Origin of the sequence: Paenibacillus sp. HGH0039 (genome assembly GCF_000411255.1) — a bacterium.
In the GTDB taxonomy this organism is placed as follows: domain Bacteria; phylum Bacillota; class Bacilli; order Paenibacillales; family NBRC-103111; genus Paenibacillus_F.
Map to the genome: position 1 here is coordinate 1,900,575 of NZ_KE150413.1, position 13,829 is coordinate 1,914,403.

The window sequence follows — 13,829 nt, forward strand, 5'->3', positions numbered from 1 at the left end:
AACTAATAGCGGATTGCTGTGTCTATGCAGGCAGCGGATCGATTAGCCACCTGCATCCTGTACTCAGTATAAGAGGGGATATATGACAACCCCTGTCATAATTGCTATAGTAAATTAAACGAAAAGTCCCGCACCGTTCAGAACTGCCGATAGGGAAAAACCGCTGAGGGAAGAGAATGGCCGGGGATGCCGAACAGGGAAGAAAAGAGGAATGACGATGAGAGCCGACCGATTGCTGTCTCTTTTATTATTGCTGCAAAACCACGGAAAAATGTCGTCCCGCGAACTCGCCGAGAAGCTTGAGGTGTCGGAACGGACCATTTTCCGGGACATGGAGGCGTTGAGCGCAGCGGGCATTCCGGTTTATGCCGAGCGAGGTTCGGGCGGCGGATGGTCCCTGACGGAAGGATACCGCACCCGGCTGACCGGCATGAAAGCGGAGGAAATCGCGACGCTTCTGATCGCGAACACTTCCGCGCTGCTGTCGGATCTCGGCATGAGCAGCGAATACGACAGTGCTTTCCAGAAGCTGCTGGCCGCTTCGCCCGCATCCCTGCGGCAGGAAACGGAACGCGTCCGGCAGCGCATCCACATCGACGGCGCAGGCTGGCACCGCTCGGCCGAGCAGCTTCCCCATCTTCCGCTCGCACAGCAAGCGGTGTGGGAAGAGAGGAAGCTGCGCATCCGCTATCGGCGCGACGACCGGATCGCGGAGCGGATCATCCATCCGCTCGGCCTCGTCGCCAAAGGCAGCATCTGGTATGCGGTTGCCGAGACAGAGGGAGAGATGAGAACCTACAGAATCTCCCGGCTGCTTGACGCGGAGCTCTCGGATGAACATTTTACTAGGCCGACGTCATTCGATCTTGCCGAGTATTGGGAACAGTCCCTGAAAGAGTTTGCGGCAAAGCTTCCGCGCTATCCCGCAAAAATTAAGATCAGGGAGACGGAGCTTCACCGCTTTTCCAGAGAACGGTTTGCAAAAGTACGGCATCCAAGCGAAGCCGATAACGGCTGGGTGGAAGCGGACACCGAATTCAATACGTTGGAATCGGCTATAGGCATCCTGCTCGGTTACGGCAGCAGCGTTTATGTTCTCGCGCCGGAGGAACTTCGTTCGGGGTTAGTCGCGGTAACGAGAGGGATATTGGAGCTTTACGACAATAAAGCGAATAAAGAGCTGTGAAGAAGATTTAAGGGGTGGTAAAATATAACAAGTGAGTAGAGAAACCGTTGAAGGAGTGAAACCGGACATGAAAGTGCCTGTTTCCGTTTTCGTCAAACCGGTGGATGGTCCCGGCCTGTTATTCATGCGGCTTATACTTGTCTGTATTTCGCTCACAAGTTTTATAGCGACGCTTTACGGAGGAAATATACAGCAGGCTTATGTTTTCGGCGGCATTACGCTGGCCTTAGCTGTTTTGTTCGCAATTCAGGCGAGTCGGGCTCTTCGGCCAAGATCTCCGATTCTGTTGGAACCTCAATCGCTCGTCGCCGAAGGCCGGAGAGTGAACACCCATGAAATCGAAGAAATCCGCAGGTGGGGGAAGTTCGGCAGAGACGTGATCGGCATTAAACTCCAAGGCCGTTTCGACGTCCCCGCTCATTTAACGTTCCGTTTCCGGGATGAAGAAGGCATGGAGGCTCTAAGCAGCTGGGCAGAGGCCCGGAGCATCGCTTTTACCCGCAAAAGCTTCGTCAGATGGATCTAAGCTTTAGTTACAGGAAGGAAGATGAAAATGGATAGTGGTGCATCTGCAACTGCTGCGGCGGTAAATCCGTTCGTACTGATTCAAATGCTGATGATGGCGGGGTACGCGGTCCTGCTTGTACTAGGGATCGTTCTTCTGATCGTGTTAATCAGGCTCGCCCTCAAAGCGAACAAAGCTCTCGATACGTACATGGCATCCAAACCGAATACGGCGGTGCTTCCGCCGGAAACGAAGGAGAGCTGAATGGTTCCGCTGAAAATCAGGCTGGCTTATAACGCCATCTTTCTGGGTACGTTCGGAGTCCCTTTATATTTCGTGTACCAGTTCATTTTCTTCGACTCGCCTCACCCCGGTCAAGCGATCTATTTTGTCCTGATCTCTCTGATGTCGATGAATATCCGGCTTCGTGAAAAACTTCTGTATGTTCCCCCAAAAGAATCCCGTAAAAAGAAAATGTTCGTGTACGTGCTCGGTCTAAGTATGTTAACCGGTGTCTTCGCATATTACGAAGGCTGGCAGACGGCCTTGCAGAAAGGGCCGCTTGGGATGCTGCTTATTATGGGAGGGCTGTATGCGGGGCATCTCCTGCTGGAAAAGCTCATCGCCGCCCGGTTCCGGGCGGACAACGCTCCGGAGGAGAGCTCCTTGTCCTCTTAGGAATTCCGGTCTTGCGTCACCCCGGTCAAACGGCAGGGAACCAAAGGTTCTCCTATCGAAAGCACCCTAAAATGCCTGGGAAAACCGCGATTATCGCGGTTTTTTTTAATACGGTCGCCATGGCGTTAACCTGTAATCATAGCGATGCGGATAACGTGCTCCTTTCTTTGGACGGGGATCGATTTATCGTGCCGTTTGGTATGCGGCCGGCAAGCCGCATTTTGCAGATCGTCGTGCACGGGTAATTTTATATTGATTAACGGTTCCAAGCACGGTAAGATTTGTAAAATCAGAGTCGTTGGGAGGAAGGCCGTTTGTCTGATGAACGAACAGCATACATAGACCATCCGATGGTCAACATTCCGGGCGGAGAAATCGAATTAAGAGACGACCGGGTCCAAACCAAATGGAAAGCTGAAATAAGACCGTTTCTGCTTGCCCGTTATGCTGTAACCGAGGGGCTTTACAAGGCAGTTACGACGAATTCACCCTATTCACCGGACGAAAATTTGAAGCCGGCCGTGAATATTTCCTGGGAGGAAGCCGTTTCTTTCTGTAATCTATTTTCACGGCAGGCCGGGCTGAAAGAATGTTATTCGATAAGCGGCGACGGCCAAACGATCCGATGCGATTGGGAGGCGGACGGCTACCGGCTTCCGACGGAAGCGGAGTGGCAGCACGCATGCAAAGCGGGGACTGCCGGTTACAGATACGGAGATCTGGATGAGATAGCCTGGTACAACGAAAATTCGGGAGGCGGGGCTCAAGAAGTAGGGACCAAGGAACCGAACGTATGGGGACTCTACGATATGCTGGGGAATGTCTGGGAGTGGTGCTGGGATGTATACGATGAAAAAGTGTACGGCTCCTACCGGATTTTTCGTGGAGGCAGCTGGGCGGAAGAGGCCAGGGGCTGCGGGGCAACGTGCCGCCGCCGGAGCCATCCGACCTTTGGCATAGACGATCTCGGATTTCGCCTGGCCCGGTCGGTGTAACTTGACTTCGGCCTTTTTTGGAAGGGGAGCGGCAATCAGGCAAGGGGATTCGCGCTAACGGCGGCGGGTTGCAAATATAGAGTGAGTATGCTACGATGTCAATAATTTACTAAGGGAGTTGAAGAGGATAATGTACACTTTCTTGCGCGCGTAATGATAAAACAAAGAGCGAAGTTTTTCGCTTGTTTTATTTATTATCTGCAAGAAAGTTACATCTCCTTTTCACTCAAATCGGATATTCAGGTCTGGCCCCGTCGCGGGCTGGATTTGATTTAATATTTGAGCTGCGGGAAAGGTATAACTTTCTTGCAGCTCATTTTTTTATTCAAAGGAGGAGGATTCAATCATGTCATTGATTAGAGTCTCTAACCTGACTTTCGCTTATGACGGCAGTTACGATAACATATTCGAAGAGGTAAGCTTTCAGATCGATACCGATTGGAAATTGGGTTTTACAGGGAGGAACGGCCGGGGGAAAACCACGTTTCTGAACCTGCTGCAGGGCAAATATGAATACAGCGGAACGATTTCCGCTCAGGTCCAGTTTGACTATTTTCCTTATCCCGTGGACAACAAGGAAAATCTGACGTTGGATGTGATCCGCGACATTTTTCCGGATTATGTGGATTGGGAACTGTTGCGGGAGCTTTCCCTGCTGAAGGTATCGGAGGATGTGCTGGACCGGCCCTTTGACTCGTTGTCGAACGGGGAGCAGACGAAAGTGATGCTGGCCGCTTTGTTTCTTAAGGAGAACAGCTTTCTGCTCATTGACGAACCGACCAACCATCTCGACATGGAAGCGCGCAAACTGGTCAGCAGCTATCTGAGGAACAAAAGCGGATATATTCTGGTTTCTCACGACAGAGCTTTTCTCGATCACTGCGTCGATCACATTTTGTCCATCAACAAAACCAACATCGAAATCCGGAAAGGCAACTTCTCGGACTGGTGGAGAAACAAAGAAATGCAGGACGAATTTGAGCTTGCGGAGAACGAAAAGCTGAAAAAAGACATCAAGCGGCTGTCGGAAGCGGCCAAACGGACAAGCGGCTGGTCGCACGAAGTGGAGAAGACGAAAAACGGCACAAGAAATTCCGGCTCCAAGGTAGATAAAGGATACGTCGGCCACAAAGCCGCCAAAATGATGAAACGATCCAAAAACATCGAGCAAAGACAGCAATCCGCGATTGAAGATCGTTCACATCTCCTGAAAAATATCGAAAGCTCCGAAAGCTTGAAGATTTCCCAGCTTGTGTATCACAAAAGCCAGCTGGCCGAGCTCGACCACGTGTCGATTCAATACGGGGATAAGACGGTGTGCGGCGATATCGGCTTTACGGTGGAACAGGGAGATCGGATTGCGCTTTCGGGTAAAAACGGCTCCGGAAAATCAAGTATTCTGAAGCTGATTCTCGGCGAAGATATCGACTATACCGGCACTTTCCGGAAGGGGAGCCAGCTGAAAATATCCTATGTATCGCAGGATACCGCCCATCTGAGGGGCAGCTTATCCGACTACGCCCGGGAAAACGGAGTAGACGAAAGCCTGTTTAAATCGATCTTGAGAAAACTGGATTTCGCGCGGGTCCAATTCGAGAAGGACATTTCGTCATATAGCGGCGGGCAGAAGAAGAAGGTGCTGATCGCCAAAAGTCTGTGCGAGCACGTTCATCTGCATATCTGGGATGAGCCGCTTAATTTTATCGACGTGATATCGCGAATGCAAATTGAAGAGTTGCTGCTCGAACACAAGCCAACCCTTCTTTTTGTGGAGCATGACCGAGAATTTTGCAGCAATATTGCGACCAAGGTAGTGGAGCTTTAACTTTCATCGGCATACACGAACACAGCAGTCCTTCTGGACTGCGGTGTTTTTTTGTGCGCAGCTTCAATTTATTCGGTTCAATTGTGTGTGTACCTTGTTCTCTTGGTCACAGATTGTTTTCCCTAACCCTGTATACACAGTTTCTTCCCCCGGCCAAAATATACTCTACGCGTTCAACAAGAACATGTTTCCCAAGAATTGTATGAAATAAATGCAGCTCATTCTTACATAACCCGGTACATGCAACAGCAGCTTCACAGATCGGACAATGCTTTTCAATAAACAAGAAACTGCCGTCGCCTTGGTCCTTGACCTCGGCCATATAGCCTTCGCGGGTTCGAATTTCGGCCAGTTTGTCCAGTTTCTCTCTTACGCCGGATGCGCCTCCGATGTACTGGAGATACTGCTCTTGCAACTTTTTATTCCGGACAGCCAGCAGCTTGTCCAGCCCCTCGTTTCCGAAAGCTTCTTTCATCGAATGGATCAGACTGACGGATAACTCAGAATATCCGCTAGGAAAAAAACGATCAGCCTCCTGAGTTAATCTCCATAGCTTTGTTGGCCGGCCCATGGGGCGGGCTTCTTCTTCATAAGTAACGAAACCTTCTTCTTTCAGCGCATTTAAATGTTGACGAATAGCCATTCCGGATAGCGAAAAGTTGGAGGATAGTGCCACAACATCCATCCCTCCCTGCTGTTTTAGCAGATCAATGATCGCTCTCCGGGTACTGGTCGAGGCATCCTTATTCGTTCGATTTGGGCTCATGATGAACCTCCTTATTAAGGAACCGGATCTAGTTCACTGTCTACATTTTAAACAAAAATGTTGACAAAGTCAAAATCGGACTGTAATTTAAACTTTATCAACATAAATGTTTACTAAGTATCCGGATACGATGTATACATAAAAATTTTCTTGGAGGTCACCTTTCATGTCGTCTAGTTCTCAAAGCATTTTCAGCCCGCGTTATTTTGCATTGTCCATAGGAATCATACTGTCGGTGATGGCAGTCGGATTCGAAGGCTTATCGGTCACGACGATTGCCCCTTCCATTGCCGGTGACTTGAACGGCCTTGACCTATTCGGTTGGATATTCAGTACGTATCTGCTTGCGCAGATTATCGGCACCTTGGTCGTCGGTCGAATCATTGATAGACAAGGACCTGCGGCACCGTTCACTTTCGCGCTTATTTTGTTTGTCGTCGGGCTGATCGCTGCCGCAACAGCAGGCGATATGTATACCATGATAGGGGCGCGGGCTATGCAGGGTTTAGGTGCCGGAGCTATGATGACTTGCGTGTACACGGCCATATCCTTAAGTTACCCGGATGAATTACGTGCCAAAATCCTCGGAGCATTCGGTACTGCCTACGTTCTTCCGTCCATGCTGGGTCCATACGTTGCGGGTCTTATCGCTGATCAATGGTCCTGGCGGTTTGTTTTTTGGGGGATCTTACCGATCCTGGTTGTTTCAGCACTGCTTAGCTTACCTGCATTCAGGAAATTAAAAACACAGAGGACGCAAGGGAACAACGGGGCTTCAGCCACATGGCTGGCCTTGCTGTTAACGATAGGTACGGGAATCTTCTTAGTTGGTCTAAGCATGCTGCCGATTCTTACAGGGTTTGTTTTAGTCATGATCGGCTTAGCGCTAATGGGATATCCGCTGTGCAAATTGCTGCCTAAGGGAACGCTTGCTTTCCGAAGAGGCATGCCGGCTATTCTAGCAACACGCGGGTTGTTCTTCGCCGCCTATGCCAGCACACAGAATTTCTTGGTATTGGCTTTAATAGATGTGAAAGGTATCACTCCTTCTCAGGCCGGATTAATTGTAGCGAGCGCTGCGCTAAGCTGGTGCCTCATTGCTTATTTGCAAGGACGTTGGGATTCGGCAGACCAAGGCCGCGGGCGTCATACAAGAATTATCCTGGGTGTGGTACTGCTTGCAATTGGAATTGCCTTGGTTTTCTGGATACCTGTTGTGACAGTTGCCGTTGCGGTTATCGGACAAATCATAGCTGGAATCGGAATTGGATTGGCGCATCCTATTAGCGGCGTTGTGGCATTTTCCCAAACAGGGAATGGAGATGTTGGAGAAACTTCCGCAAATCTGCAATTCGCGGATTCTTTTACACCTGGCGTGGTTATCGGGATAGGCGGTTCTATTCTTGTTGTTTGTCAAGCTGCAGGGATGTCGCTGCAATCCGGATTAATTGTAACGATGGGCTTTCATCTCTTGTTAATCGTCACGAGTTTATTTGCCAGCACCCGGATCAGACCGGCAAACCCAAAATGACGTTCAAAGGAGAAATACAACGATGATACAGGTCAGTGAAGCAGCAACAGAAAAAATCGTCGAAATCTTATCAAGTGCTAATGCCCGAAATTCTTTCCTTAGAATAGGCGTCGATGAGGGGGGATGCAGTGGTTTATCCTATACTCTTATAGCGGATGAGCAGAAAACAGAAGATGATATCTTATTAAATAAAGGGGGATTTAGTCTATTGGTTCATACGAATAGTATGCCATATATGGAAGGTCTTCAAATTGATTATGAAGAAAGAGGGATGATAGGCGGTTTCACCTTGAATAACCCTAATGCAAAAGCTTCATGTGGATGTGGAGCTAGTTTCAGAATGGAAAATTACCGTGGGGAAATTAAAAAATGTGATTAGCCTTATTAACTTGTTGACGTATGTTTTTATCCCAGATTTAGGACAGAATATCCGTCAATAAGTTTTTGCAACAGGAAAATGTCTGTATAATAAGCAGTGAAGTTTCTAAATGGGGCCATACAGCAGATAATCTTTATCCCGTATTGGCTATACTAAGCTTGATGAAATCCTTCGAAAATAAGGAAGTGATAGACAATGAATTTCGAAATGGTCATGCAGGAACTTGAAAGTCTCGGCAAGGAACGAACCAAGAAAATTTACGTTTCCAATGGCGCGCACGAACCGCTCTTTGGCGTGGCTACAGGCGCAATGAAACCCATAGCTAAGAAAATTAAAAAGAATCAGCCTCTGGCCGAGGAGCTTTACAACTCGGGGAATTATGACGCCATGTATTTTGCCGGCGTAATAGCGGACCCGAAAGCCATGACTGCCGCGGATTTTGAGCGTTGGATAGATGCCGCGTATTTTTATATGCTGTCCGATTATGTGGTGGCCGTAACCTTGGCAGAAACAGATATTGCACAAGAAGTTGCGGATAAATGGATCGCAAGCGGTCAAGAGTTGAGAATGTCAGCGGGCTGGAGTTGTTACTGCTGGCTTTTGGGGAGTCGGCATGACAGGGAATTTTCCGAAAACAAACTTGCCGATATGCTTGAAATTGTGGAAAATACGATTCATGATTCTCCCGAAAGAGCTACATACGCTATGAATAATTTTATTTACACAGTGGGAGTCTCCTATTTGCCTCTTCATGATAAGGCGGTCGAGACCGCAAAGGCAGTAGGCCCGGTAGAAGTCAAACGGGACAAGACAAAAAGTAAGTTTCTAGATGCTTCCGAAAATATTCAAAAGGCAGCAAATAAAGGCCAACTTGGTTTCAAACGTAAATATGTAAGGTGTTAAGAAATAGGGCCGGTCCTTACCTTTTTTTTCCTGAATACAAGAAAACCAAGACTAGGATCAAGGCGACAAGCTGCAATTCTTTAGAGATAAATTTTAAGAGCCAGAAGGATGTAAACACGGTTGCCCAGACTAAGTAGCTTAACATTTCTTTGCGTTCCCAATGTTTCCGGTTTACTAGAACATGAATGTACCCTATAGGCGGTGTTATCGCACATAAAGCGAGTACAAAACCGTTTCTTAAGTACCATTTCTTCTTATGATTGCTTGGTCCCAGCATAAACATCTCCTGTTCTTAGTTTGATTGACCTGCCTTGCTCCTCCTGGGCTGCGGTGTTTTTTTGGTGCGCAGCTTGATCCTTTTTTTGAAAAAGGGTCTTTTTTTCTTTCTCGAAATCCCGTATATTTTTCAAAAGGAGTAAAGGAGCTGCCCGTATGAATGAAGAACTGCGCGAACTGAATTTGGAGGAAGGCTCGGACATCTTTGAAATGACGCGTGAGATCGGTCTGGGAGCGAATGGGTTTGTGAACAGCTTTTACAGCGAAACCCGGGACGAGTTTCATAATCTGCTTGTCAAAAATTATAACATGGCGCGGGCCAAACAGCTGCCGGAAGGGCTCGTCCCTCAAACGGTTTATTGGCTTTATGCGGACGGCAGGCCTGTCGGCTACGGGAAAATGCGGCACGCGCTGAACGGCCAGCTCAAGAAACGGGGCGGCCATATCGGCTATGTCATCCGCCCTTCGGAGCGGGGGAAAGGCTATGCGAAGCTGCTGCTGCAGCTCCTTCTTCGGGAAGCGGCCGGCAAGGGCATACATGAAGCGCTGCTGACCTGCAACGAAGATAACGCGCCGTCGCGCCGAGTGATCGAAAGCTGCGGGGGCGTTCTGCAGGACAACATCGACGGCATTTGCCGGTACCACGTTCCCGCCGGGCGGGTGCTGGGATCAACCGGCACGTAGACGATTTACCGGACGCGTGAACAGGCCGGGCGTTGGAACGAATAAGCCCCGCTTGCCGTTCCCGCCATGTTCCGTCCATAAAAATACCCTCCATCCCGGATAAGCGGATGGAGGGTATTCGTGTTACTTCGCCTTCGCGAACCTGCCCGGCACGTCGGTGGAGGCGGTCCGGCTCGTCGTGCTCTCGTTATGCAGCCGGTCCAGCGCGGTCACGACGTAACGCAGGGGTTTCCCGGCCGGGGCGGCGCGGTCGGTGAACGTCTGGGGCCCGCTTCCGCCGCTGCGGACGGTGCCGATCAGGCGTGCGGCCTCGGAGCCGCTTCCTTCGGTGCGGTAGACGGCGTAGTAGGCCGGGTTCCCGCCGCCGTCGTGCCAGTCCAGCCGAACGCCGTCCGCCGTGCTCTCGGCGGAGAGTGCCTTCGGCGGCTGAGGCGCCGCGCTCCCCAGCCAAGGCATGGGCGGCACCAGCGCCGGGCTGGCGTACAGCTCCGTGTTCAGCCGGTCGCGGAATCCGAGCGGATTGCGGCGGATATCCTTGAGGCTGAACAGGATGCTGCCGCTGATTTTGCCGGCGCTGCGGGCGTTGAACTTGAGCTGATCCGGCAGCTCGTCGGGGTTTTGCCAGCCCGGCGGGTCCTGCTGGCCGATTTTGAAGGGCGCGTGCCCGATGTACAGCTGGACTGGCTTGCCCTCGGTTTCTTTGATCCACCAGTCGGCGAGCTTATCGTAGGCCGCCGGCTTGAAGCCGAAGTTCCAATACAGCTGCGGGGCGATATAGTCGACCCAGCCGGCGTTGATCCACGCTCTCGTATCCGCAAAAAGCGTGTCGTAATTCGTGGTGCCCGCCGTCGTTTCCGATCCGGTCGGGTCCGCATTCTGGTTGCGCCATACGCCGAACGGAGAAATGCCGAATTTGACGTAGGGCTTTTCCTTTTTGATGGCGGCATGAATGGCTTCAACGAGCCGGTTAACGTTATCCCTGCGCCAATTGGGCTTGGAGCCGAGTTTCGATTTACCATATTTCTGGTAAGCGGAATCGTCGGGAAAATCTTTGCCTTTCTCGGGATACGGATAAAAATAATCGTCGAGATGAACGGCGTCGATATCGTACTTCCGGACGACTTCGGTAATGCCGGCCACGACAAAATCCCTGACCTCTGGTATACCGGGGTTGTAATACTGGGTTCCCGCGTAAGCCGCCACCCAGTCGGGGTGCCTCAGAGCCGGGTGATCGGCGGCCAGCTTGCCGGCGTCTTTGGTTTTGCCGATGCGGTAGGGGTTGAACCAGGCGTGGAATTCCAGGTTGCGCTTATGCGCCTCCTCCACCATAAAGGCGAGCGGATCGTAACCGGGGGACTGGCCCTGCCTGCCCGTCAGGATATCCGACCAGGGGCCGTACTCGGACGGATAAAGAGAGTCGGCGTTGGGCTTGACCTGTACGATGACGGCGTTCATCCCCACATTCTTGGCTTCATCCAGCATGGCGATGAACTCCTGCTGTTGTTTGGCGGCGGACAGCCCCTGGCTCGACGGCCAGTCGATGTTCCAGGCCGTGGCGATCCAGACGGCCCGGAGCTGCCGGGGGGCGGATAAAGCCTGATTTCCCGCCTGTGTAATCGAATCTGCCTTGGAGCCCGCGGCGCTCAGCGTTTCGGCAAGAAGCGATTTCCGGCCCCCCAGGGAGCCGATCAGAAGCACGAGCAAGGCTGCTGTAAAGGCTAATGCGATCAGTGCGGCGATGTGCTTTTTGTTCATGAGCGAAGACATCCTCCTTGCAGGTGATACCCCATTCTATGAGGAGAAAACCGACTCTATGACGAAAAAAGCCGACGGGAGAGATGCTAGAGTGTTCACAAAGCTGCAATAAGCGGTGTGATTGGAATCACCAGGGGAAGGGGTGTGATTTTTTATACTGAGAACAAGAACGAACACGAAGGGGAGATTAATTATGCTGAAACCCGAAACGATTGAGATCATCAAGTCCACCGTACCGGTTCTGGAAGTGCACGGAAAAGCCATTACGACCCGTTTTTACGAAAAGCTGTTCGAAAGCCACCCGGAGCTGCTGAATCTGTTCAACCACGGCAACCAGAAACAGGGGCGGCAGCAGACGGCTCTGGCCAACGCGGTGTATGCGGCCGCCGTTCATATCGACCGGCTTCATGAAATCATGCCGGCCGTCAAGGGGATCGCTCATAAGCATCGGAGTCTCGGAGTGACGCCGGAGCAGTATCCGATCGTCGGCGAGAATTTGCTCGGCGCGATCTCCGAGGTGCTGGGCGATGCGGCGACGCCGGAGATTCTCGGCGCCTGGGAAGAGGCGTACTCCGTGATCGCCGCGGCTTTTATCGGCGTGGAGACGGAAATGGCGGATGAGGCGCTCCATCAGCCCGGAAGCTGGGCGGGATTCCGCAAGTTCACGGTGCGGAGAAAAACGGCGGAAAGCGGGAACATCACGTCGTTTTATCTGGTTCCGGAGGACGGGGGGCCGCTGGCGGCTTTCGAGCCGGGACAGTATGTGACGGTGCAGATGAGTATCCCCGGACGGGAACATCTCGTGAACCGGCAGTACAGCTTGTCGGACCGTCCCGGACAGCCGTATTACCGGATCTCGGTGAAGAAGGAAGCGGGCACGGACACCCGCGTGGAGGGAGTGGCTTCGACCTATTTGCATGAAGCCGTGCGGGAAGGCGACACGCTTCTGCTCTCCGCTCCCGCCGGCGACTTTACGCTGAACCGTTCCGTGGATACGCCGGTCGTGCTCCTGTCCGCAGGTGTAGGCTTAACTCCGCTGATGAGCATGCTGAGAACGATTCGGGCCGAGCAGCCGGCGCGGTCCGTTGCTTTCATCCACAGCGCTGCCGACGGCAGGCTGCACGCCATGAAGGATGCGGTGAAGGACGAGGGGACTGCCTCGGCGGCCGAAACCTGTCTGCGCACGCATATTTGCTACACGCAGCCGACGGAAGAAGACAAAGCCGCGGGCGCCTTCCATTCGGAGGGCCGGCTGACGGCGGAGAAGCTGAAAGAAATAATGGCGGAATCCGGCGAGCATGCCGACTATTATATTTGCGGCCCCGTATCGTTTATGCGTGACATGATCGGTTACTTGCAGGAGTCGGGCGTTCCGGCGGCATCCGTCCACTATGAATTTTTCGGGCCATCCCTTAACCTGCAATAAAAAAACGGGTCCGCCATGGTGGACCCGTTTTCTTGGCGCTTATCGCTGCTTCCGGAGAAGCCGGTTGACCGTTTCGCGCCGCAGGCCGACGAGCTGCCCGATCTCTTCCTGGGTCAGCACATCGCCAAGCGGAATGTCCCCGACATAGCGGGCGAACCACTGCCCGAGCAGCTCGATTTTGCGGGCGGGGGTGAGCGCGGTAAGCTGATCGATGCGCTGCTGCATCGCCCTCAGCTTGTCCTGCAGCACAAGAGCGGCATCCCGGTAGCGGAGAGGATTCTCTTCAAGCCCGGCGTACCACTCCGCGGCCGGAATGACCTCGACTTCGCTTGTAATCAGGGCAATCGCGGTCCCGTGGTATTCTTTGGGCGTGAGCAGGGAATGGTGCGGAATCAGCTCGCCGGGGTTCAAAATGTTGAACAGAAACTGTTCCCCGTTCTCCTGAAGGCGAACGACTTTAAATAGACCGCTTCGGATGCGGAACAAGGGGCCTTGTTCCCCCTGCCGGAACAACACCTCGCCTTTATGCAAAATCATCCGGGCACCCGCCTTTCTTTTTGTTCATAGAAATGTAGAAAGAATGTACCGTTTTCGCCTTGTTTCCGGTTATAATCGAGGAAGGATCTTTACAGGATACCGGAAAACCAATTTTATCGAGGTGGAAAACGTCGTGGCAACAACTTCTTTGGACGCGTTAACAACCGGCATGTTCGTAACGAGCCTGCTGCTGATCCTTTTTATCGGGTCGATGGTCAGCATGAGCATCATGCGGTTTTTTCAGAAAAAGAAAGTCCAGGGGACCGTCTACCTCGTAGTCGGCCTGGCGGCTCTCGTTACGTTCATCGTCATGGCTTCGGGCTGGAGTTCGTAACCGTACGGCTCCGGTTAAAAAATTCGCCTGCCCGTCTTCCCGAGAAGGA

The 13,829-nt window shown here is 52.0% G+C and carries 15 protein-coding genes; 12 read left to right on the forward strand and 3 right to left on the reverse strand.

Features of this window, described 5'->3' with window-relative positions:
• The first annotated feature begins 217 nt into the window (after window positions 1-217).
• From HMPREF1207_RS23090 to HMPREF1207_RS23120, 6 genes are all read left to right on the forward strand, one after another.
• Window positions 218-1,186 carry a helix-turn-helix transcriptional regulator gene (locus tag HMPREF1207_RS23090; protein ID WP_009675538.1) on the forward strand — a complete coding sequence of 323 codons (969 nt, stop codon included), beginning with the start codon at window positions 218-220 and terminating at the stop codon, window positions 1,184-1,186.
• 67 nt (window positions 1,187-1,253) lie between these two features.
• Window positions 1,254-1,712 carry a hypothetical protein gene (locus tag HMPREF1207_RS23095; RefSeq protein WP_009675632.1) on the forward strand — a complete coding sequence of 153 codons (459 nt, stop codon included), beginning with the start codon at window positions 1,254-1,256 and terminating at the stop codon, window positions 1,710-1,712.
• Between the two features lie 27 nt (window positions 1,713-1,739).
• On the forward strand, window positions 1,740-1,955 hold the full coding sequence (locus HMPREF1207_RS23100) for a hypothetical protein (RefSeq protein ID WP_009675574.1): 216 nt from the start codon (window positions 1,740-1,742) through the stop codon (window positions 1,953-1,955).
• Window positions 1,956-2,369: a hypothetical protein gene (locus HMPREF1207_RS23105; protein ID WP_009675484.1), complete on the forward strand. Its 414-nt coding sequence runs from the start codon at window positions 1,956-1,958 to the stop codon at window positions 2,367-2,369.
• Window positions 2,370-2,719: 350 nt separating this feature from the next.
• Entirely contained in the window at window positions 2,720-3,364 is a 645-nt protein-coding gene (locus HMPREF1207_RS23115) for a formylglycine-generating enzyme family protein (protein WP_009675472.1), read from the forward strand.
• 346 nt (window positions 3,365-3,710) lie between these two features.
• Window positions 3,711-5,189 carry an Lsa family ABC-F type ribosomal protection protein gene (locus HMPREF1207_RS23120; RefSeq protein ID WP_009675582.1) on the forward strand — a complete coding sequence of 493 codons (1,479 nt, stop codon included), beginning with the start codon at window positions 3,711-3,713 and terminating at the stop codon, window positions 5,187-5,189.
• A 106-nt stretch (window positions 5,190-5,295) separates the two neighbouring features.
• On the opposite strand, the gene HMPREF1207_RS23125 is transcribed toward HMPREF1207_RS23120, so the two are convergent.
• A complete protein-coding gene (locus tag HMPREF1207_RS23125; protein ID WP_009675638.1) occupies window positions 5,296-5,955 on the reverse strand; it encodes a helix-turn-helix transcriptional regulator in 660 nt (219 codons plus the stop codon).
• Window positions 5,956-6,121: 166 nt separating this feature from the next.
• Here HMPREF1207_RS23125 and HMPREF1207_RS23130 point away from each other — a divergent pair, with 166 nt between their 5' ends.
• From HMPREF1207_RS23130 to HMPREF1207_RS23150, 4 genes are all read left to right on the forward strand, one after another.
• Complete coding sequence (locus HMPREF1207_RS23130) at window positions 6,122-7,486, forward strand: MFS transporter (protein ID WP_009675579.1); 1,365 nt, start codon at window positions 6,122-6,124, stop codon at window positions 7,484-7,486.
• Between the two features lie 22 nt (window positions 7,487-7,508).
• Entirely contained in the window at window positions 7,509-7,865 is a 357-nt protein-coding gene (locus HMPREF1207_RS23135) for a HesB/IscA family protein (RefSeq protein WP_016424008.1), read from the forward strand.
• A gap of 195 nt (window positions 7,866-8,060) precedes the next feature.
• On the forward strand, window positions 8,061-8,768 hold the full coding sequence (locus HMPREF1207_RS23140) for a DNA alkylation repair protein (RefSeq protein WP_009675641.1): 708 nt from the start codon (window positions 8,061-8,063) through the stop codon (window positions 8,766-8,768).
• A gap of 432 nt (window positions 8,769-9,200) precedes the next feature.
• Complete coding sequence (locus tag HMPREF1207_RS23150) at window positions 9,201-9,728, forward strand: GNAT family N-acetyltransferase (RefSeq protein ID WP_009675573.1); 528 nt, start codon at window positions 9,201-9,203, stop codon at window positions 9,726-9,728.
• A 123-nt stretch (window positions 9,729-9,851) separates the two neighbouring features.
• On the opposite strand, the gene HMPREF1207_RS23155 is transcribed toward HMPREF1207_RS23150, so the two are convergent.
• Window positions 9,852-11,483, reverse strand: coding sequence for a glycoside hydrolase family 10 protein (locus HMPREF1207_RS23155; protein ID WP_009675467.1), 1,632 nt, complete (start codon window positions 11,481-11,483; stop codon window positions 9,852-9,854).
• A gap of 193 nt (window positions 11,484-11,676) precedes the next feature.
• Between HMPREF1207_RS23155 and hmpA the strand changes: the two genes are divergently transcribed.
• Window positions 11,677-12,909 (forward strand): NO-inducible flavohemoprotein, encoded by a 1,233-nt coding sequence (gene hmpA / locus HMPREF1207_RS23160; protein WP_009675564.1) that lies wholly within the window; start codon window positions 11,677-11,679, stop codon window positions 12,907-12,909.
• A gap of 39 nt (window positions 12,910-12,948) precedes the next feature.
• On the opposite strand, the gene HMPREF1207_RS23165 is transcribed toward hmpA, so the two are convergent.
• Window positions 12,949-13,446, reverse strand: a complete 498-nt coding sequence (locus tag HMPREF1207_RS23165) for a Crp/Fnr family transcriptional regulator (protein WP_009675492.1) — start codon at window positions 13,444-13,446, stop codon at window positions 12,949-12,951.
• Between the two features lie 133 nt (window positions 13,447-13,579).
• Between HMPREF1207_RS23165 and HMPREF1207_RS23170 the strand changes: the two genes are divergently transcribed.
• Entirely contained in the window at window positions 13,580-13,780 is a 201-nt protein-coding gene (locus tag HMPREF1207_RS23170) for a hypothetical protein (RefSeq protein WP_009675561.1), read from the forward strand.
• Window positions 13,781-13,829 lie beyond the last annotated feature (49 nt).